The organism is Halomonas sp. H10-9-1, from assembly GCF_040147005.1.
Taxonomy (GTDB): domain Bacteria; phylum Pseudomonadota; class Gammaproteobacteria; order Pseudomonadales; family Halomonadaceae; genus Halomonas.
Genome location: NZ_JAMSHO010000001.1, coordinates 2,465,410 through 2,485,130, shown reverse-complemented (window position 1 = coordinate 2,485,130; position 19,721 = coordinate 2,465,410). Strand labels below are relative to the sequence as shown.

General features: G+C 67.5%; 20 protein-coding genes. 11 read left to right on the top strand and 9 right to left on the bottom strand.

From position 1 onward, the window contains the following. Window positions 1–92: 92 nt before the first annotated feature. The 7 genes from NFH66_RS11420 to NFH66_RS11390 all read left to right on the top strand — a co-directional run bounded on the left by NFH66_RS11420 (window position 93) and on the right by NFH66_RS11390 (window position 5,730). A complete protein-coding gene (locus NFH66_RS11420; protein WP_349610416.1) occupies window positions 93–647 on the top strand; it encodes a YqaE/Pmp3 family membrane protein in 555 nt (184 codons plus the stop codon). Window positions 648–683: 36 nt separating this feature from the next. Beyond that, complete coding sequence (locus NFH66_RS11415; RefSeq protein WP_349610415.1) at window positions 684–1,553, top strand: carboxylate/amino acid/amine transporter; 870 nt, start codon at window positions 684–686, stop codon at window positions 1,551–1,553. Between the two features lie 65 nt (window positions 1,554–1,618). Further along, the gene (locus NFH66_RS11410; RefSeq protein WP_349610414.1) at window positions 1,619–2,536 is read left to right on the top strand and encodes an NAD(+) kinase; all 918 of its coding nucleotides are present in this window, start codon (window positions 1,619–1,621) and stop codon (window positions 2,534–2,536) included. A 1-nt stretch (window position 2,537) separates the two neighbouring features. After that, on the top strand, window positions 2,538–3,542 hold the full coding sequence (locus NFH66_RS11405; RefSeq protein WP_349610413.1) for a metallophosphoesterase: 1,005 nt from the start codon (window positions 2,538–2,540) through the stop codon (window positions 3,540–3,542). A 177-nt stretch (window positions 3,543–3,719) separates the two neighbouring features. Beyond that, entirely contained in the window at window positions 3,720–4,574 is an 855-nt protein-coding gene (locus tag NFH66_RS11400; protein ID WP_349610412.1) for a rhomboid family intramembrane serine protease, read from the top strand. A gap of 27 nt (window positions 4,575–4,601) precedes the next feature. Beyond that, window positions 4,602–4,886: a YeaC family protein gene (locus tag NFH66_RS11395; RefSeq protein ID WP_349610411.1), complete on the top strand. Its 285-nt coding sequence runs from the start codon at window positions 4,602–4,604 to the stop codon at window positions 4,884–4,886. Window positions 4,887–4,929: 43 nt separating this feature from the next. Further along, entirely contained in the window at window positions 4,930–5,730 is an 801-nt protein-coding gene (locus NFH66_RS11390) for a DUF2797 domain-containing protein (RefSeq protein WP_349611725.1), read from the top strand. 104 nt (window positions 5,731–5,834) lie between these two features. On the opposite strand, the gene NFH66_RS11385 is transcribed toward NFH66_RS11390, so the two are convergent. From NFH66_RS11385 to NFH66_RS11365, 5 genes are all read right to left on the bottom strand, one after another. After that, the gene (locus NFH66_RS11385; RefSeq protein WP_349610410.1) at window positions 5,835–6,224 is read right to left on the bottom strand and encodes a hypothetical protein; all 390 of its coding nucleotides are present in this window, start codon (window positions 6,222–6,224) and stop codon (window positions 5,835–5,837) included. A 9-nt stretch (window positions 6,225–6,233) separates the two neighbouring features. Continuing rightward, window positions 6,234–6,926 (bottom strand): molybdopterin-dependent oxidoreductase, encoded by a 693-nt coding sequence (locus NFH66_RS11380; protein ID WP_349611724.1) that lies wholly within the window; start codon window positions 6,924–6,926, stop codon window positions 6,234–6,236. A gap of 140 nt (window positions 6,927–7,066) precedes the next feature. Continuing rightward, entirely contained in the window at window positions 7,067–7,669 is a 603-nt protein-coding gene (locus tag NFH66_RS11375; protein ID WP_349610409.1) for a hypothetical protein, read from the bottom strand. Between the two features lie 117 nt (window positions 7,670–7,786). Further along, window positions 7,787–9,073, bottom strand: a complete 1,287-nt coding sequence (gabT, locus tag NFH66_RS11370) for a 4-aminobutyrate--2-oxoglutarate transaminase (protein WP_349610408.1) — start codon at window positions 9,071–9,073, stop codon at window positions 7,787–7,789. 31 nt (window positions 9,074–9,104) lie between these two features. Next, window positions 9,105–10,550, bottom strand: coding sequence for an NAD-dependent succinate-semialdehyde dehydrogenase (locus NFH66_RS11365; RefSeq protein WP_349610407.1), 1,446 nt, complete (start codon window positions 10,548–10,550; stop codon window positions 9,105–9,107). Window positions 10,551–10,828: 278 nt separating this feature from the next. Between NFH66_RS11365 and NFH66_RS11360 the strand changes: the two genes are divergently transcribed. The 3 genes from NFH66_RS11360 (at window position 10,829) to NFH66_RS11350 (ending at window position 15,366) form a co-directional block, all read left to right on the top strand. After that, window positions 10,829–13,294 (top strand): DUF1266 domain-containing protein, encoded by a 2,466-nt coding sequence (locus NFH66_RS11360; protein WP_349610406.1) that lies wholly within the window; start codon window positions 10,829–10,831, stop codon window positions 13,292–13,294. 216 nt (window positions 13,295–13,510) lie between these two features. Continuing rightward, window positions 13,511–14,140: a C40 family peptidase gene (locus NFH66_RS11355; protein ID WP_349610405.1), complete on the top strand. Its 630-nt coding sequence runs from the start codon at window positions 13,511–13,513 to the stop codon at window positions 14,138–14,140. Window positions 14,141–14,172: 32 nt separating this feature from the next. Next, entirely contained in the window at window positions 14,173–15,366 is a 1,194-nt protein-coding gene (locus tag NFH66_RS11350; RefSeq protein ID WP_349610404.1) for an MFS transporter, read from the top strand. A 95-nt stretch (window positions 15,367–15,461) separates the two neighbouring features. Here the strand turns inward: NFH66_RS11350 and NFH66_RS11345 are convergent, their stop codons facing one another. Next, window positions 15,462–15,944, bottom strand: a complete 483-nt coding sequence (locus NFH66_RS11345) for an FKBP-type peptidyl-prolyl cis-trans isomerase (protein ID WP_349610403.1) — start codon at window positions 15,942–15,944, stop codon at window positions 15,462–15,464. Between the two features lie 222 nt (window positions 15,945–16,166). Here NFH66_RS11345 and NFH66_RS11340 point away from each other — a divergent pair, with 222 nt between their 5' ends. Further along, window positions 16,167–16,448: a hypothetical protein gene (locus NFH66_RS11340; protein WP_349610402.1), complete on the top strand. Its 282-nt coding sequence runs from the start codon at window positions 16,167–16,169 to the stop codon at window positions 16,446–16,448. A 147-nt stretch (window positions 16,449–16,595) separates the two neighbouring features. Here the strand turns inward: NFH66_RS11340 and NFH66_RS11335 are convergent, their stop codons facing one another. The 3 genes from NFH66_RS11335 to NFH66_RS11325 form a co-directional block, all read right to left on the bottom strand. Further along, a complete protein-coding gene (locus NFH66_RS11335) occupies window positions 16,596–17,063 on the bottom strand; it encodes an outer membrane lipoprotein (RefSeq protein WP_349611722.1) in 468 nt (155 codons plus the stop codon). Between the two features lie 265 nt (window positions 17,064–17,328). Further along, window positions 17,329–18,921: an isocitrate lyase gene (locus tag NFH66_RS11330; protein WP_349610401.1), complete on the bottom strand. Its 1,593-nt coding sequence runs from the start codon at window positions 18,919–18,921 to the stop codon at window positions 17,329–17,331. Between the two features lie 339 nt (window positions 18,922–19,260). Continuing rightward, window positions 19,261–19,698, bottom strand: coding sequence for a GNAT family N-acetyltransferase (locus NFH66_RS11325; RefSeq protein WP_349610400.1), 438 nt, complete (start codon window positions 19,696–19,698; stop codon window positions 19,261–19,263). Window positions 19,699–19,721: the final 23 nt, after the last annotated feature.

Below are 19,721 nucleotides of genomic sequence, written 5' to 3'. Positions count from 1 at the left end.
GGGCGGCTTCAACGCTTGGTGACGCCTGTGGAACCCGGCGCGCGTCACTCCTCTCAAAGATTCCACCAGTGTTTATCTTCTGGAGACCACTCATGGATGCACGCGAATACCTCGCCAGGCAGGGAATCGACGGCGAGCGCGATCGTGAACGCCCCAACACCCTGGAGGAGAAGGCCTGGGCCCGCGCCCGGGAGGCCGGTGACCACCGCCCTCGGGCCGGCACGCCCCACGACTGGGAGGAGTGGGAGCGCTACCATGATGACCTGGCCAAGGGCGCCGAGTCGATCGCCCAGAAGATCGACCGTGAGGCCCATCGGCGTGCCCTGGAGCACACGGCGCGCAGCGCCGGCGATGATGCCGTGGGCATCGTCACGCCGCCCGCGCAGCCCACCGGCGGCGACCGGTCCGCCGCCGTTCCTCCCGAGTCGCCCCGCGAGGCACCGCCGGCCCTGCGCCGCACGCAGCTGGCGCTGGCGGTGCTACTGCCGCCGCTGGCCCTGGCGTTGGCCGGGGAGCCGCCGCGGCGGGTGACACTGGGTCTGGCGCTGACCCTGCTGGGCTGGCTTCCCGGGGCGATCTATGCCTGGCGGCGGGTGCAGGGGCGCCTCGCGCACGGTGCGCTTGGCAGCGGCGGGGACGCGGGGTAGCATTGGTCAACCTGATTTCATGACCGAGGTTTACCAATGGGCTTGCTGGTCGGCGTCACCGTTCTCTGGGCCTTCTCCTTCTCGCTGATCGGCGCTTACCTGGCCGGCCAGGTGGACAGTTACTTTGCGGTGCTGATGCGTGTCGGGCTGGCGGTGCTGGTCTTCCTGCCCTTCCTGCGTCCGCGGTTGCTGAAGGGACGGCAGCGCTGGCTGCTGATGGGGCTGGGGGCGGTCCAGCTAGGCGTGATGTACCTGTTCTTCTATCATTCGTTCCTGCTGCTGTCGGTGCCGGAGGTGCTGCTGTTCACCATCTTCACGCCGATCTATATCACCCTGCTCGACGATGTGCTGTTCGGCCGCTTCACTCCCTTCTACCTGGTGACCGCGGCGCTGGCGGTGCTGGGTGCTGCGGTGATCCGCTACGCCGATGTGGACAGCGGTTTCTGGCTGGGCTTTATCGTGGTGCAGGGCGCCAACCTCTGCTTCGCCCTCGGACAGGTGGGCTACCGGCGACTGTCGGCCGAGCTTCCCGATTCGCTGCCGCGCCATAGTGTGTTCGCCTGGTTCTATCTCGGGGCCCTGATGGTGGCGGTGCCCGCCTTCGTCCTGCTCGGCAATGCCGCCGCGCTGCCCACCACCGGCGTGCAGTGGGGGGTATTGCTGTGGTTGGGTCTGGTGGCCTCCGGCCTGGGCTACTTCCTGTGGAACCTCGGCGCCGTGCGGGTGGATGCCGGTGCGCTGGCGATCATGAACAATGCGCTGATCCCGGCCGGGCTGGTGGTCAACCTGGTGATCTGGAACCGCGATGCCGACCTTGCCCGCCTGGGACTCGGCGGTGGCATCATCCTGGCGGCCCTGCTGCTCAACGAGTGGTGGGTGCGCCGGCGCTCGGCTGCTGCGGCCTGAGGTCGGGTTTGCCCGGGGCCGGGTCGCTCGCCATAATGAGCCGCTGCGATGCGAGAGGCCCGCGAATGCCATCCCAACAGAGAACCCCGGTGGGGCGCGAGACGCCACCCTTCCGCAATATCGGCCTGATCGGCCGCCTGGGCAGCGCCAAGGTGGTCGAGACCCTCAAGCGGTTGATGCGCTTCCTCGATGAGCGCGGCCTGCATGTGATCGTCGAGGACCGCACCGCCACGGTGCTGCTCGACCATGGCCACCCCGAGGTCAGTCGACGCATGCTCGGCGAGCTGTGTGATCTGGTGATCGTGGTCGGCGGCGACGGCAGCCTGCTGGGCGCGGCACGCACCCTCTGTCACAGCGGCACTCTGGTGCTTGGGGTCAATCGCGGCCGGCTGGGATTCTTGACCGATATCTCCCCCGACGAGCTGGAGGAACGGGTGGGTGAGGTGCTCGAGGGGCGCTATGAGGTAGAGGAGCGCTTCCTGCTCGATGCCGAACTCTACCGTGGCGATACCCTGATGGGCAGCGGTGACGCCCTCAACGAGGTGGTACTGCATCCCGGCAAGGCGGTGCGCATGATCGAGTTCGAGCTGTTCCTCGACGGCCAGTTCGTCTACAGCCAGCGCAGCGACGGACTGATCATCGCTACTCCCACTGGCTCCACGGCCTACTCGCTCTCCGGCGGCGGCCCCATCATGCACCCGCGACTGGACGTGCTGACCCTGGTGCCGATGTTTCCGCACACCCTGTCGAGCCGTCCCATCGTGGTGGATGCCGGAAGCGTGATTCGCATCCATATCGGCGAGACCAACCAGACCTACCCGCATATCAGCTGCGATGGCCAGACCCGGGCGGTGGCCAAGCCCGATGATGTCCTGGTGATTCGCCGCAAGCCCCAGACGGTGCATCTGGTGCATCCGGTGGGGCACAACTTCTACGAGGTCCTGCGCAGCAAGCTGGGCTGGAGCCACCGCCTGGGAGATTGATGTGAACAAGCGGGCGAGGCTCGAAGGCTATGACCTGATCGGCGACGTGCACGGCTGTGGCGCGACCCTGGCCGCGCTGCTGGAGAAGCTGGGCTACCACCAGCGCGGCGGGGTCTACCGTCACCCGCGGCGCAGGGTGATCTTCCTCGGCGACCTGGTCGACAGGGGGCCGCGTATCCGTCTGGCGGTGCAGATCGCCCGGCGCATGGTGGAGGAGGGCGAGGCGCATATCGTGATGGGCAACCACGAGTACAATGCCCTGACCTACTGCCAGCGTGCCCCCGCCGGGCTGGGGCGCGACTGGCTGCGCGAGCATAACCCGCGTAACAACCGGATCATTCGCGAGACCCTCGACCAGTACCGCGATCATCCCCAGGAGTGGGAGGATGCCCTGGCCTGGTTTCTGGAGATCCCGCTGTGTCTGGAACTCGACGGCCTGCGCGTGGTGCATGCCTGCTGGGACCAGGCGCTGATCGATGAGCTCCGCCGGCGCCGGCCCGATGGCCGCATGGACGAGGCCTTCCTGATCGAGTCCACGGCGCCCGGCACCCGGGCCTTCCAGATCCTCGATCGCCTCACGCGTGGTACCCAGATTCCCCTGCCGCTGGGGGTGGATATCCATTCCGGGGATGGCTTCACCCGGCGCAGTTTCCGCGCCCACTTCTGGGCGCGGTCCCCCGAGACCTGGGGCGACGTGGTGTTCCAGCCCGATAACCTGCCGGGGAACCTCGAGCAGCGGCCCTTGAGGGCAGAGGAGCGTGCCCGTCTCAGCCACTACGCCCTCGACGAGCCGCCGCTGTTCATCGGACACTACTGGTGCGAGGGCGTCCCGGCGCTGCCGGCCCCCAATATTGCCTGCCTGGACTACAGCGCGGTGAAGTTCGGGCGTCTGGTGGCCTATCGATGGAGCGGCGAGTCGCAGCTGGATGCCGACCACTTCGTGTGGCTGGGAGTGCCTCGGGAAGAGCGAGTGCGTCCCCAGCCGTGGGAGATCGATCTCATTTGATACAAACTGTTACAAAATTCCTGGGCCAGGGGCTGAACTCCCGAGCCCATCCGCCATCTGAGTAGGTGTTCCCTTGAATGATCCCTTGCTCTTGTCCGGCGGCCCCCTCCGCCGGATTTTTTATGCACGTCCGTCTGTCACCCACGGCCGACGTGGCTCGCCGTTCGAGGTGATGACATGTACCGCGTGATGCTGCTGCCCGCCGATGCCGATACCCGTGAACTGCGCCGCGCCCTGTGGGCGGCGCGCATCGGCCATCGCATTACCGAGGAGGCGGATGGCCAGCTGCTGTGGCTGGCCGACCCGGCCCAGCACGCCTCGCTGCTGGAGGTGGTGGGGCGCTGGCAGCGCGGTGAGCCGCTGCCGGTCGAGACGCCGCCGCTGCGCCCCGGTAGTGCTGGCTCGCTGCTGTCGGTGCTGCGCCAGGTGCCGCTCACCGCGGCGACCCTGGGCCTGTGCCTCGCGGTGTTTGCCGCCATGGCGGTGTTCGGCGATCTGGTGATCGCGCTGCTTGCCATCGTGCCCCTGGGAGTCAGTCCGGCCGGCACCCTCTCGGTAGGTAGCCTCGCGGAGGCGCTGTCGACGGGCCAGGTGTGGCGGCTGCTGTCGCCGGCCTTCCTGCATTTCGGCTGGATGCACCTTATTTTCAACATGCTCTGGCTGTGGTACTTCGGCCGCCAGGTGGAGACGCTGCAGGGCAGCCGGCGCATGCTGACGATCCTGCTCGCCGCCGGCATCGGTGCCAACCTGGCCCAGTACGCTGCCGGTACCGCGCTGTTCGGAGGCATGTCTGGCGTGGACTTCGCGCTGCTGGGCTACGTCTGGCTGATGTCGCGGCGCGCCCCCGGCAGCGGCTTCTTCGTGCCCCAGATGCTGGTGGTGTTCATGCTTGGCTGGATGGTCTTCACCATGACCGACATGGCCGGCGCCGTGGGCTTTGGCAATGTGGCCAACGAGGCACACCTGGGTGGCCTGGTCGTGGGCCTGGCGCTGGGCTGGTACCATTCCGGGCGCGCCCGCCGCCAGCGCTGACGCCCCGACCCCGTGGAGATATTGACGATGAGTGACATGACCTTCGAGCGCATGATTCAGCAGATGACCCCTGCCATCTACGAGAGCCTCAAGCAGGCAGTCTCCCTGCGCAAGTGGCCCGATGGCCGGATGCTGACCCGCGAGCAGACCGAGCTGTGCCTGGAAGCGGTGATGCGTTACGAGGTGGAGAACAGCGTTCCCGAGAGCGAGCGGGTGGGCTACCTCGAGCGGCGCACCTGCGGCGGCGCCAGCAGCGGGGCGAATGTCGACCCCGCGCTTGCCGGTCTGGCCAAGGACGCCGGTCGTGACTGAGTCGATGGTCGTGGCCAGTGAAGTGCAGGGCCAACTGACCAAGATGGCCATCGTCCCGGGGCAGGGGGGCTCCCCGGCCCGCTATACCCTGCGCGCCGGGGAGCAGCGCCTCGAGCTGAACGCGCGCCTGGGACGGCCGCTGACGCTTGCCTGGAGCGGTGCCATTGCCTGCACGCATTGCGGGCGGGCGACGAAGAAGAGCTTCGCCCAGGGCTACTGCTATCCCTGTTTCAAGCGCCTCGCCCAGTGCGATACCTGCATCGTCAAGCCGGAGACCTGCCACTTCTTCGAGGGCACCTGCCGAGAGCCCGAGTGGGCCGAGCGACACTGTTTCCAGCCGCATGTCGTCTACCTGGCCAATGCCTCGGGCCTCAAGGTGGGCATCACCCGCGGCACCCAGGTGCCGACCCGCTGGCTCGACCAGGGCGCCGTCCAGGCGCTGCCGATACTGGCGGTGCAGACCCGCCAGCAGTCCGGCCTCGTGGAGATGCTGTTCAAGGAGGAGGTCTCCGATCGCACCAACTGGCGGGCCATGCTCAAGGGCGACAACGCGGCGTTGGACCTGCCCGCCGAGCGCGACCGCCTGCTGGCGCGCCTCGAGGGGGGGCTCGCCAACCTGCGGGAGCGCTTCGGCACAGACGCCATCCGCGTGCTGGACGAGGCGCCGGTAGCCCTTGACTATCCGGTGCTCGAGTATCCTACCAAGGTGGTCTCGCATAACCTCGACAAGACGCCGGAGCTGTCGGGCATCCTGCTCGGCCTCAAGGGGCAGTACCTGATCCTCGACAGCGGTGTGATCAACCTGCGTAAGTACACCGGATACGAGGTCAAGGTCGTTGTCTGACTCCCGGTAGGTATTTTTGCCGCCGGTGTGGATACTCCAAGCCTCGTCCGGGCTCCGAAGATCAACAGGCCCCTCGCGAGGGGCCTGTTGTGTCATGGGCGAGTTCAGCCCGAGTCGGCGACGGTGGGGTAGGGGTTGTCCGGCATCAGGGTGCGGGGCAGCGCCGGGCGCCGGGTGTCCTCCTTGGGGCCGTAGTGCTCGGCGAGGTAGTCCAGGATGGTCGCCTCGGTCTCCTCCTGGAATGCCCAGAGCCCCTGGGTCTCCTGCATCCAGCGGATCAGGTTCTCCCAGTGATTGCGGGTCCCGCTGTTCTGGGTCACCAGGTTGGCCGAATGGCAGGCGGTGCAGTTGCTGCGCACCGTCTCCCACCCCTCGGCCATCACCAGGCCGGTCCCTGGGTCGCTCTCCGGCGTTTCCTGCGCCATCCCCGCCAGCGGCAGGGCCAGCAGAGCCAGCGCCAGGGACGGCGTGGCGAGCGTTTGTAACGGCGTCATGGGAACCTCCTAGGCCACCTGGACCGCGATGCGGTGACAGGCGTTGTTGAGGTAGCCCTTGGGGTTCCAGCCCGGCACTACCATGGGCTGGGCGCGCCCCTCCTCGTCGGTGGCCCTGGCCCATACCTCGTAGTAGCCGGGCTCGGGAAACTCCACGCTGGTGGTGAAGCGTTGCCAGGCCAGGCGGTTGGGCGCCGCCTTGAGCTCGGCCTTCTGCCAGGTGGTGCCGAAGTCGATGGAGACATGCACCTCGCTGACGGCCAGGTCGCCGGCCCAGGCGTGGCCGCGCACCGTCATCGTCTCTCCCAAGGCGTGATCGATGCCCGAGCGAGGGAAGGTCACCAGCGATTTCACCGGCATCGACTCGATGGTCACGAAGTCTTCGTTGGGCACCACGCTGCCGGGTGCCACGGGATGCCTGGGCACGCTGTAGGAGGGGGCGCCCATCTTGGCGCCGTCGTGCTTCTGGTTGCGGATCACGATGCGCGTGAGCCACTTCCCGGAGACCGACCCCGGCCAGCCGCCACACACCACCCGCAGGGGGTAGCCGTTGAGGTAGGGGATGTCCTCGCCATTCATCGCCCAGGCGATCAGCGACTCGTCCTCCAGCGCCTTCTCCATGGGCACGCCGCGCGAGATCGCCTCCTTGTTGGGGTCGCCGCTGGCGTGACGGTCGGCGCCGCGCCATTGTTGTCGTTGTATTGCTGGAGTCGTCCGTCACTCGCGTCTTAGGTTATTCCAGCGTAGCAGGACGGTGACGGTTTGCCGCATGGGGGGGCGGCCTCCTGGAGGTATCGCGTTGGCTGCTTCGCTCAAGGGCGATTCGACGCCTCCCGCTTACGTCACTGCGGTGCCGAGCGGGGCAGGATCCGCCGGTAGCGGTCGAGGCGCTCGTCGAGCCAGGCCCCGGTGAGGTGGGGCGGCGGCGTGGTGCCGGGCACGCGCAGCGTGAGCAGGAACCAGCCGGTATCGGTACCGGGCTCGACCAGGCGTGCCGACAGGGCTGCCGGCAAGCCCTCGGGTCGGCGCCAGGCGAGTCCCAGGGCATCGCGGTCGAGCAGGTACTGGAAACGTGCGGCGTCGCGTAGCACGGCGATGGCGCCTTCCGCGACCCCGCGGGAGAGGCTCTCCAGGGTGCGGTAGGCCGGTGCGCCGGCGGCGCGGCAGGCGTGGGTGCCGGCCACATGGCAGCGCTCCCGGGCCTCGGTCGTCGCGGGCCAGTTGCCCCCGGACAGGCGCTGTGGTGTGGCCGGGTAGGCGAGGGCGATGGCCAGTGCCGGCGTGCCATCGGCGAGGCGTGCATCGGGGCGCTTGAGCACGCCGTGGCGGAGCTCATGGCGCAACCAGCGGTAGTCGCTGGCCTGCTGCACGTGGCCACGGGCCTCGTCGGCGGTCTGGCTGGCGCCCTGCAGGGAGCGTAACAGGGAAAGGGTTCGCAGAATCACGGTCATGCCTCGTGGTTGACGCTGCCATCTTCCCGGGGGGCGCGACTGAAGACAAGGCCCGAACGAACACCGCCCGGCTCAAGGCCGGGCGGTGATGGCGGACGAGTGAGGCGCCGATCAGGCAGTCGCGGGCTGGCCCACCAGCTCCTTGAGGGAGGCCTCGACGATATCCAGGCCCTCCTCGAGCAGTTCGTCCTCGATGGTGACCGGCATCAGGAAGCGGATGGTGTTGCCGAACATGCCGCAGGAGAGCAGGATCAGGCCCTTCTCCTTGGCCTTCTTGCAGAGGGCCGCGGCGAGATCGGGAGCCGGCTGGCCACCCTTGTCGTTGAGTTCGAAGGCGGCCATGGAGCCCAGGTTGCGTGGGTGCACCACGGCGTCGAACTCGCTGGTCCACTGGGCAAAGCGCTTGGCCAGCTTGTCGCCCAGCGCCTGGCTCTTGGCCAGGATGTCCTCTTCCTCGAACACTTCCATGACCGCCAGGGTGGCGGCGCAGGACACCGGGCTGCCGGAGTAGGTGCCGCCCAATGAGTTGCCACCGGAGGCGTCCATGTGTTCGGCGGTGCCTACCACGGCGGAGATCGGCATGCCTGCGGCCATGCTCTTGGCCATGGTCATCAGGTCCGGCTTCACGCCGCTGTGCTCGATGGCGAACATCTTGCCGGTACGTCCGAAGCCACTCTGGACCTCGTCGACGATCATCAGGATGCCGTGCTCGTCACAGATCTCGCGGACCTTCTCGAGGAAGCTCCGCGGGGCGGGGTAGAAGCCGCCCTCGCCCAGCACCGGCTCGAGCACGATGGCGGCGGTGTCCTTGGGGTTGGCGTCGGTCTTCAGCACCATCTTGAGGCGACGCACCGCCTCTTCCTCGCTGATGCCGTGCTCAGCCACCGGGTAACCGGCGCGGAATACGCAGCCCGGCATGGTGCCGAAGTCGGTGGCGTAGGGGGCGACCTTGCCGTTCATCGCCATGGTCATGAAGGTACGGCCGTGGTAGCCGCCATCGAAGCAGATGACGTTGTTGCGACCGGTGGCGGCACGCGCGATCTTGACGGCATTCTCCAGCGCCTCGGCGCCGGAGTTGGCCAGCATCACCTTGGCCTCACCCCGTACCGGAGTGATGGCGGCGAGCTTTTCGGCCACCTTCACATAGCCCTCGTAGGGCATCACGGTCTGACAGGTGTGCATGACCTTGTCGAGCTGGTCCTTGACCGCCTGCACCACCTTGGGGTGGCAGTGACCGATGTTGAGCACGCCGATGCCGCCGGCGAAGTCGATGAAACGGTTGCCGTCGGCATCCCACAGTTCGGCGTTCTTGGCGCGGTCGGCGAACTGCTCGGAGGGGCTGGCAGCACCGTTGGCGACGTAGCGCTTCTTCAGGTCGTTGAGTTCAGCGTTGGTCATGTTGCCTCCTGAAAGTTGGTTGGGCGGGCCGTCACAGGCCGCCGACACAGACGTATTTTAGTTCAGTGAATTCATCCAGGCCGTGGTGGGACCCTTCACGCCCGAGCCCTGACTCCTTGACACCGCCGAAGGGGGCCAGTTCGGTAGAGAGGATGCCCTCGTTCACCGCGACCATTCCGTATTCCAGGCCTTCCATGACATGCCAGATGCGGCGATAGTCGCTGGCATAGAAGTAGGCGGCCAGGCCGAATTCGGTGGCGTTGGCCATGGCGATCGCTTGCTCCTCGGTGTCGAAGCGGAACACCGGCGCCAGGGGCCCGAAGGTCTCCTCGCGGGCGACCCGCATCTCCTCGCTGACATCGGCGATGACGGTCGGTTCGAAGAAGGTGCCGCCCAGTGCGTGGGCCTTGCCGCCGCAGACCAGGCGTCCGCCCTTGGTCAGGGCGTCGGCGATATGCGCCTCGACCTTCTCCACCGCCGCGGCGTTGATCAGCGGGCCCTGGACCACGCCATCCTCGAGGCCACTCCCCACCTTCAGCTCGCCCACGCGCTTGGCCAGCTTCTCGACGAAGGCCTCGTAGACCCCGTCCTGGACCAGGAAGCGGTTGGTACACACACAGGTCTGCCCGGAGTTGCGGTACTTGGAGGCAACCGCACCTTCGACGGCGGCATCCAGGTCGGCATCGTCGAAGACGATGAAGGGGGCGTTGCCGCCCAGCTCCATGGAGGCCTTCTTGACCGTGCCGGCGCATTGGGCCAACAGGCGCTTGCCCACCGGGGTGGAGCCGGTGAAGGAGATCTTGCGTACCCGCGAGTCGCTGGTCAGCACCTCGCCGACTTCGGCCGGGCGGCTGGCGGTGACCACGTTGATCACCCCGGCCGGGAAGCCGGCCAGCTCGGCCAGGCGTACCACGGCCAGGGCGGTGAGGGGCGTGGCCTCGGCGGGCTTGATCACCACGGGGCAGCCGGCGGCCAGCGCCGGGGCGCACTTGCGGGTGATCATCGCCAGCGGGAAGTTCCAGGGCGTGATGGCGGCGACCACGCCGATCGGCTCGCGGAACACCAGGATACGCTTGTCGGCGCCGTGGCTGGGCAGGGTCTCGCCGGCCACGCGCTTGGCCTCCTCGGCGTAGAACTCCACGAAGGAGGCGCCATAGGCCACCTCGCCGCGGGCCTCGGCCAGCGGCTTGCCCTGCTCCAGGGTCATCAGCCGGGCGAGCGCTTCCTGATGGGCCATGATGGCGTCGTACCAGCCACGCAGCAGGTTGGCACGCTCCTTGGCGGTGCGCTTCTTCCAGGCCGGCCAGGCGGCCTCGGCGGCGGCCACGGCGTCGCGGGTGGCGTCGGCACCGAGGTCGGGCACTTCGGCCAGCAGCTCGCCGCTGGCCGGGTCGGTGACGGCGAAGTGCGTCTCGGCATCGCGCCACTCACCGGCGATGAAAGCCTTGGGAATCAGGATATCGGGCAGCTCTGGCATGGGTCCTCCGGATGAGTGTGTTGGCATAATTTACGCAGTGTGCATTATTTGAAACGCTTCGCCAAGCAGATGACGGCCGGCAGCGGTAGCGGATGAAAGATCGTGCCAACCATCGGCGCCGGCGGCGCTTTCCGCTACACTATGGCGCCTAAAAACATGACGCCTGGCATCATGGCGTCTGGCAGCACGGCGCCCGGTACACTGACGCCGAACGACTCCCACGTCGAAATCCCCCGGCCGCCGCGGGCGGCCCTTGCGACCCGACTTCGAGGTGAGCCTTGATCGATCTCCTGAACGCCTGGTGGGCCCAGCAGCTGGTGCTCTGTGACTGGGCCTTCGACCCCGACCCACTCAGCGTGGAGCCGGAAGACGCCCGTGCTCGCCTGTCGATCCTGGCGGTGCCCGATCGCGGTGAGCTTGGCTGGCGGTTGCTGGAGTCACTGGGTACCGGTGGTGCCGATGCCGACCCGGCCAGGCTGCTGGCGGCTCTCGAACTGGCCGCCCTGGGCGCGGCCGCGGGCTGGCTGGACGAGACCCAGGCGCGCGCCTGGGCCCACTGGCTGGCCGGCGAGATCGTGGCCCACCATCGCGACCTGGATGCCTGGCTGGAAGCGCTGCGCCGCGCACGCAGTGCCGATGGCTGGGTGCGCGGCGATGATGACTTCGCCGAGGCCTGCGAGGCGCTGGCGGTGCTCGAGCACGAGGGGGCGGGCATCACCTGGGAGCGTCTCGGCGAGTGGCTGGCGGTGCATGATCGTCCCGAGGCGCCCTGGCCCGACAGCGGTGGCGCCGCGGCCTGGCGGCTGCGTGCCGGCTTTGCCCCGGTGCTGGCCTTGCCCGCCGGCGAGCACGACTGGGCGGGCCTGGCCGAGTGGCTCGACGAGGACTGGTGGGTGCAGGGGCGGGAGGACCTGATCCGGGTCCTGCTCTGGTTGGGGGCCCAGGGAGACCGGCAGGGCTGGGACCTGGACGCCACTCGGTTGCTGGCCCTCGATCGCGACGCCCAGAGTGCCTGGTGCGCTGGACTGGAGGCGGGTGAGCGCCGCTACGGTCGCACCTTGCTGGCCTTCCTGGAGCAGGGCGAGCCGCTGGAGTGGGCCGCCTGGGACTGGCTACGCCTGGTGGACCTGGCCTGGGCGGGGGCCTGCCTGGGCTGGCTGGAGGCCGGGGAGGCCGAGGCCTTCGCCCTGCACGCCGCCGACCTGATCCAGCGCCGCTACAGCGACTGGTCGGCCCTGGCGAGGGCCTATCAGCGGGGCCGCAGCCTGTTCGAGGGGCGCGACCTGCTGGGAGCGTTCGAGAGCGACTGGCGCCTGCTGCTGCAGTCGCCGTTGAGCCCCTGGCGGGTGCCACTGCAGGGGCTGGTCGACGAGGAGCGGCTGGCGCCGGCGCGCCAAGCGATGCGCGCCTGGCGGGCGGACCCGCGCCACTGGGTGCTGGCGCTGGCCTCGGTGCGCGAGCCGGAACTGGCCGTGCGCCAGGGGCCGCCGATGGCGGTGAGCGCGGCCCGCCGCGATGATGCGCTGGGCTTCCTGGCCGAGAACCTTGACCTGCATCCCGATGAGGGTGTCGCGGCGCTGGTGCGCTATTGGTTGCCGGCCCAGGCCCACCACCTGAACCAGTTGGCCGCCGATGCCGCCCACGGGGCCCTGCCGCCTGCCGAGACGCCCTTCGGGATGGCGGACCCCGCCGCGCTGGCCCAGCGCGATGGCCTACGCCGGGCCAGCCGTCATGCGGCGACCATCCATATGGCCGAGAAGTACGGCTTCTATCTGCAGATGGCTCTGGATAGCGAGGCCTTTGACAGCGATGGGCTGGCGGCCCTGGCGGAGGCGCTGCGCGGCTCGCTGTGCCGTTTCTACCCCGATTCCCGTCGTCTGCTGGAGGCCTGGGCCAGTTGGGACTCGTTGCTGCCGGAGGAGGACCAGCCGACTCTCGCCCAGGAGATCCGCTGGCACCTGGAGGACCCCGGGAGCCTGTTCCACTGGCTCGACTGGCGGGTCGATGAGTGGCGCGAGCCCGGCCCCCGGCCGCGGCTCTCGCAGTTTACCGCGCTGTCTCTGGTGGGCCCGCTGAACAGTCCGCCCTGGAGCGTGCCGCACCGCGAGAGCGAGCGTGAGGCGGTGGCCATCCGCGAGTGGGTCGATGGCCACTACGGCCTGCACTCCGCCGAGGAGCTCAGCGAGTTCCTGGACTTCCTGCTGGAGAATGGAGACCGTCAGGAGTACCAGGTCAACTACGCCCCCTATACGCTCAACCCGGCTCGTCTCGCCTCGGAGATCGCCACCCTGGAGAGCGGTGAGTGCAGCGACGAGGAGCGCACCCATCTGTTGCGCCTGCAGCGGGTTCGCGACAACGAAGATGGCTGCAACGATACCGACCTCACCGCCTGGGACCTGGCGCAGGCGGTGGATCTGGCGGTCGCCGCACGGCAGCTTGGCTGGCTTCCGGCCGCGGCCTTCGACAGCGTGCTGGAGCGCGCCCACGGCCTGGCCGCGGCTCACTACTCGGGCTGGAGTGCCTACGCCCGGGGCTTCTATGCCGGCTTCTCGTTCTTCATGGGGGAGACCCCGGAGCGCGAGAGTTTCCTGGCGGGCCTGCGTCAGGCTCTGGTGGCCTGGCTCAGCGCCGCTCCACCGCTGGCGGGACCCTGGGCGAGCCTGGATTTTCCCGGTGCGCGGCCGCGTCATTGGGCGCCGATGCATATCGATACCCTGCCGGGCGATGCCCGCCTGCTGCACTGAGGCACTTCGCGAGGCTCGCCAGCTCCGCAATGCTGGTTTATAGTCGTTTCCGAATATGTCGTGGCTTCACCTGTCGGGAGCCCCGTATCAATCGAGCCGCCGACAGGCCGCTTCGGCAGTGCTACCGGCCTCGGCCGGCGTCACTGCCACAGCGTTGCTCCCCATCCCGGATCCACGATACCGGCGGGCGTGGCTCAAGGAAGAGGTCGCTGCAGGATGGTCGTCAACCCCTTGTGCCGTACCCTGCTGGTTGTCGTGTCGCTGGCCGTGCTGGCCGGCTGTGCCTCGACGTCGCGGGAGAGTGCTTCTCGCGACGCCGAGCAGCCCTACTTTGCCCGTGACCTGCCGGGCCTTCCCGGCGGCTGGGATCCCATGATGTCGCCGGTGGATAACCCCATCCTCGAGGCGCGCCGTCTCGGCAATCCGCCACCGGCGCTGGTGCGTCGGGCACTGCTGGCCCAGCACGAGCGCTGGGTGGGCACTCCCTATCGCCTGGGCGGTACCTCCCGGGGAGGGGTCGACTGTTCGGCGCTGGTGCAGAATGTCTTCGAGGAGACCTTCCGAATCACGCTGCCACGCACCACCGGTGAGCAGGTGAGCCAGGGGCGCCCGATCGCACGCGACGAGTTGGTCCCGGGCGATCTGGTGTTCTTCCGGCCGCCAGGCACCTACCGCCACGTCGGCATCTACGTCGGCGAGGGGCGCTTCCTGCACGCCTCCTCATCGCGAGGCGTGATGATCTCGAAACTCGACAACAGCTACTGGCGTCGGCACTTCTGGCAGGCGCGGCGTGCCCTGGAGCCGGCCAACCTGGCCCAGCGCTTGCCGGCCGACGTCGACGCCTGAGAGGGCCGGGCTCCCGGTATCCAGGGTTCCTCATGATTGGCATACGCAGCGCCGACTGGTGGCGAGCCACCCTGGCATTGAGCCTGGCTTCGCTGCTGGTCTTCATCAACCTCTACGCGCCGCAGCCGCTGCTGCCCGACCTGCGCGAGGCCTATGGCGTATCGACGCTGGTGGTGGGGCTGGTCATGTCGGTGGCCACGCTGTCGCTGGCGGCCTCGTTGCTGGTATTCGGCCCGTTGTCGGATGCCATCGGTCGAGCCGGCATCATGCGACTCAGCCTGCTGGCGGCGGGGCTGCTCTCCCTGGCCCTGGCCGTGGCGCCCAGCTTCGAGGCCCTGTTGGTCCTGCGCGCGCTGCAGGGCTTCGCGCTTGGCGGCCTGCCCGCGGTGGCCATCGCCTGGATGGGGGACGAGTTTGAGCCGGATGCCATGCTGGCGGCCGTGGGACTCTATATCGGCGCCAATACGCTGGGGGGGATCAGCGGACGCGTGGTGGGCGGAGGCATGGGCGAGCTGGCTGGCAGTGCGGCCGGCTTCCTGACGGTGGGGCTGATCACCCTGGCAGGGGTGGCGGTGTTCTGGAAACTGCTGCCGCCGTCGCGGGGCTTCACCCCGCGCCGCTTCGAGCTGGCCGGCGCGGTCGCGGATCTCGGCGCCCATCTGCGCAATCCGACCCTGCTCTCGGCATACCTGCTCGGTGGGCTCAACTTCCTGATCTTCATCAACCAGTACAGCTACATCACCTTCCGTCTGGCTGCGCCGCCGTTCGATCTCGGCGCCACCCTGCTGGGGCTGATCTTCCTCACCTATCTGGGTGGCACCCTCGGCTCATCCCTCTCGGGGCGGCTGGTGCGCCATCTCTCCCAGCCGGCCTGCATGATGCTGGGCATCGCCATCTTCATGGCGGGCACCCTGGTCACGCTTTTCGACAGCCTGCCGCTGATCCTGGTGGGGCTGACCATCAACGCCTTCGGCTTCTTCGTTGCCCACTCCATGGCCTCGAGCTGGGTGGGGCGCCATGCCCGCCATGCCCGGGGCAGCGCCTCGGCGCTCTATCTGGTCTTCTACTACACCGGCGCCAGCCTCGGGGTGTTCTGGCTGGAGCCGTTCTGGAGACTGGAGGGCTGGAGGGGCGTGGCGCTGGGCTCCTGGCTGGTGCTGGGCGTGACGCTGTCCATCGCCACCTGGCTGTGGCGGCGGCGCCCGGGGCGTATCGCCGGCGGCTGACCGCCATCCGCCATGCAACCGCCATCCGCCATGCAAAAGGGGCAGCCTCTACGGCTGCCCCTTCATGATACGCTGCTGCTCACTGGGTGAGTCGCTTAGTGCTCGTGGCCGCCTTCGCCGTGCACGTGACCGTGCTCGATCTCTTCCTCGCTGGCTTCGCGCACCGAGGCGATCTCGACATCGAAGTTCAGGGTCTGGCCGGCCAGCGGGTGGTTGCCATCGACGGTGACGGTGTCGCCGCTGACCTGGGTCACGGTGACCATCAGCGGACCACCCTGGGTCTGGGCCTGGAACTGCATGCCGGGCTCGATGTTCTCGACGCCCTGGAAGGCATCACGCGGCACTTCCTGCACCAGCTGCTCCTGCTTCTCGCCGTAGCCCTCGGCGGGCGCCACGGTGGCATTGAGCTTGTCGCCGGCGGTGCGGCCCTCAAGCTCCTTCTCGAGGCCGGGAATGATGTTGCCGGCGCCATGGAGGTAGGTCAGCGGCTCGCGGCCTTCCGAGCTGTCCAGCACTTCACCTGCGTTGTTGGTCAGGGTGTAGTGGAACGCGACAACGGAGTTCTGCGCAATCTGCATTATTGAAGAACCTTTCGGTGAGTGCATGTCGGGGGCATGGTAACGCGATGGGCACATCCTGTCAGGGGCGATGGGGCATTTTCAGGATCGGCGCCACCATCCTGAGCCGTGTTCACTCGCACCGGCGGCGACCTTCGGATGGTTGCGTCGCCTCGGTGCCGGGGCTAACCTAGCGACCGCCCGAATCTTCCAACGACACTCACTCGAATCCTGGAGACCTCCATGGCCCAAGTCGTGATCTGGTTGATCGCCTTCGCCGCGATCCTCGTTCTCTCCTTCAAGCGCTGGCCCTCGCTGAGTGCCTCGCTGGACTGCCTCCTGCCCGGGGCGATGAAGACCGGCGGCGACAACGCGGTGGTCTGGAGCCTGGCGCTGGCCGTGATCGGTGCCACTACCTTGGTGCGTCCGGTGGACGTTCTGATGACCGCCATCGTGGTCGGCATCCTGGTGCTGGTCGCCGTGAAGCTGGGTGGCTGGGCGATGAGCAAGGTCGATTTCCACTGAGCCGTTGGCCTGGCCGGCCGGCCAGGCCCTTCAACGCCCCCGGAAAGCCGCAAAGGAAAGCGAGACGACAAGGCCCGCGGATCACTCCGCGGGCCTTGTCGTGACTGTCGGCCCTCGCCCCGCTCAGGGCGCGATGGCCACCATCCCTCAGTAGGGGGCGACGGTGATATTGCTGCCGCTGCCGATCAGGCGTACCCGCTGACCGACCTGGAAGGCCTGGTCGGCCTTCTGCACCACGACGACGTTCAAGCCATCGTCACGGCGAATCTCCATCTCCCAGGCGCTGACCCGGTTGGCGGACTCCTCGATCTTGCTGCCCGCCACGCTGCCGGCGATGACGCCTGCGGCGGTGGCGAGGGTGCGCCCGGAGCCACCACCCACCTGGTTGCCCAGCAGCCCACCGATCACTGCGCCGCCGCCGGTGCCGATGATGCCACCGGCGCGGCTGTCGGCCTGCACCTGCACCTGGCGCAGGGCCTGGATGGTGCCGAAGCGCACGGTCTGTTCCGCACCGACCTGGTTGCTGCTATAGACGTTGCCGCCCATGGTCGAGGTGTTGGCGCAGCCGGCCAGCGTCAGGGCGCCGATGGCGAGCACGGGGAGAAAACGTTTCATGGGAATCATGCTTGACCTCCTGGAGCGTTCAACGAGAGCCATGGCTTCGATGACTTTCTGTCGAGTGAGCGAACACTGTTCGGTTAATTCGAGTCTACCCTGGGCCACCAGGCTTGGCCAGCGCCGGGCAGCCAACTGCCGTTCATTCTAGCCCGATAAGATGACAAGAAAAGGGGATATTCACCGTTGGCCGCAGCAGTGAGCACGTAAAAAAGGGGAGGCGTGAGCCTCCCCAGGGTTCCAGTCGTCTAGTGTGTCACCATGTTCAGAACTGGTTCATGGTGTTGTCCTTGCCACCGGCCTTGAGGGCCGCATCGCCGTGGAAGAACTCCTTGTGGTCGTCGCCGATGTTGGAGCCGGCCATGTCCTGGTGGCGGACGGTGGCGATGCCCTCGCGGATCTCGCGGCGCTGTACCCCGGCCACGTAGGCCAGCATGCCCTCGTCGCCGAAGTAGCCCTTGGCCAGGCTGTCGGTGGAGAGCGCTGCGGTGTGGTAGGTCGGCAGCGTGATCAGGTGGTGGAAGATGCCGGCATCGCGTGAGGCATCGCGCTGGAAGTTGCGGGTCCATTCGTCGGCCAGCTTGGCCAGGCCGGTGTCGTCGTACTCCGGGCTCATCAGCTTGGCGCGATCGTAGGCGGAGACATCCTTGCCCTCTTCCTGCCAGGCGTCGAACACCTGTTGACGGAAGTTCAGCGTCCAGTTGAAGGACGGGCTGTTGTTGTAGACCAGCTTGGCATCGGGCACCGCCTGGCGGATGCGGTTCACCATGCCGGCGATCTGGCCGACGTGGGGCTTCTCGGTCTCGATCCAGATCAGGTCGGCACCGTTTTGCAGGCTGGTGATGCAGTCCAGCACCACGCGGTCCTCGCCGGTACCCGGCTTGAACTGGAAGAGGCCCGAGGCAAGGCGCTTGATCTTGACCAGCTTGCCGTTCTGCTTGATGACCACGTCACCGTTGTTGATGTCCTCGGCCTTCTCGATGATGTCACCGTCGAGGAAGCTGTTGTACTGGTCGCCCAGGTCGCCCGGCTCGTTGGTCACGGCGATCTTCTGGGTCAGGCCGGCGCCCAGCGAGTCGGTGCGGGCGACGATCACGCCGTCGTCGATACCGAGTTCCAGGAAGGCGTAACGCACGGCGTTGATCTTGGCCAGGAAGTCTTCATGGGGCACGGTGACCTTGCCGTCCTGGTGGCCGCACTGCTTCTCGTCGGAGACCTGGTTCTCGATCTGGATGCAGCAGGCACCCGCCTCGATCATCTGCTTGGCCAGCAGGTAGGTGGCCTCGGCATTACCGAAACCGGCGTCGATATCGGCGATGATCGGCACCACGTGGGTCTCGTGGTTGTCGATCGCCTTCTCGAGCTCGGCTGCCCTGGCGTTGTCACCCGCCTGACGGGCCTCCTCCAGGCCACGGAACAGGTGGTTGAGCTCCCAGGCATCGGCCTGGCGCAGGAAGGTGTAGAGCTCCTCGATCAGACCCGAAACGGCGGTCTTCTCATGCATGGACTGGTCGGGCAGCGGGCCGAACTCGGAGCGCAGGGCGGCGACCATCCAGCCGGAGAGGTAGAGGTAGCGGCTCTTGGTGGTGCCGAAGTGCTTCTTGATGGAGATCATCTTCTGCTGGCCGATGAAGCCGTGCCAGCAGCCCAGAGACTGGGTGTACCTGGCGCTGTCGGCGTCGTAGGCCGCCATGTCGTCGCGCATGATCTTGGCGGTGTACTTGGCGATGTCCAGGCCGGTCTTGAAGCGGTTCTGGGCACGCATGCGGGCGGCGCTCTCGGGGCTGATGTCTGCCCACTTGCCCTGCATGGCTTCACGAAGCTGGGACAGTGCCTTGATATCTTCCTGGTATGACATGGGGCCATCCTCTCTCAGGGTAATCGTTCGGGGTGTGGGTTGCTTGCCGGTGTATGCCGATGCTGCACCTGCGAAGTGAGATCAGGGTCCGCGATCGAAGGCGGTCTGTCTCTGCTGCCTTGGTCGAACACCGGCGGACTCGAAACGCCTGTATGAAGCCGACCTGAAAAGCGCCTTAAACAGGTGTTTGCTCATTCGCCTTGATCAGCACTATGACCCATGGCGGCGCGCCACAACAATCGCCCGTTAGGGTAAGGGAGGGTTGTAACTCGACTACAGGAAGCCGCCCTGGGGAGGCTTCCTGTAGTGATTTTTCGCTTGAAGGCGGGGGGAGGCGACTCAGCGGTCACCTAGCAGCAGCTGCATATTGCGATGCGGTATACCGGCGTCGAGGAACTCCGGGCCATGGGCCTCGAAGCCCAGCCGGGCGTAGAACTCGAGGGCGTGGGTCTGGGAGGCGAGCGCCACGGCGGCATGGCCGCGGCGGCGGGCGGCCTCGATGACGGCGCGCATTAGCGCGCCCCCGATGCCGTGGCCGCGAGCCTGGGCGAGTACCGCGACCCGGCCGATATGCGCATCGGGTAGCAGGCGGGCGGTGCCCACCGGCTGCCCCTCCAGCAGGGCCAGGAAGTGCTGGCACTCGCCATCACGACCGTCCCACTCCTCCTGCTGTGAGACGCCCTGCTCCTCGATGAAGACGATCCGGCGTATTGCGGTGGCTGCGGCACCCAGCTGGTCCCAGCTCCCTTCATGAATCTCCACGGTTTCCCTTGGCATGATGAACACATCCCGGTTGGACC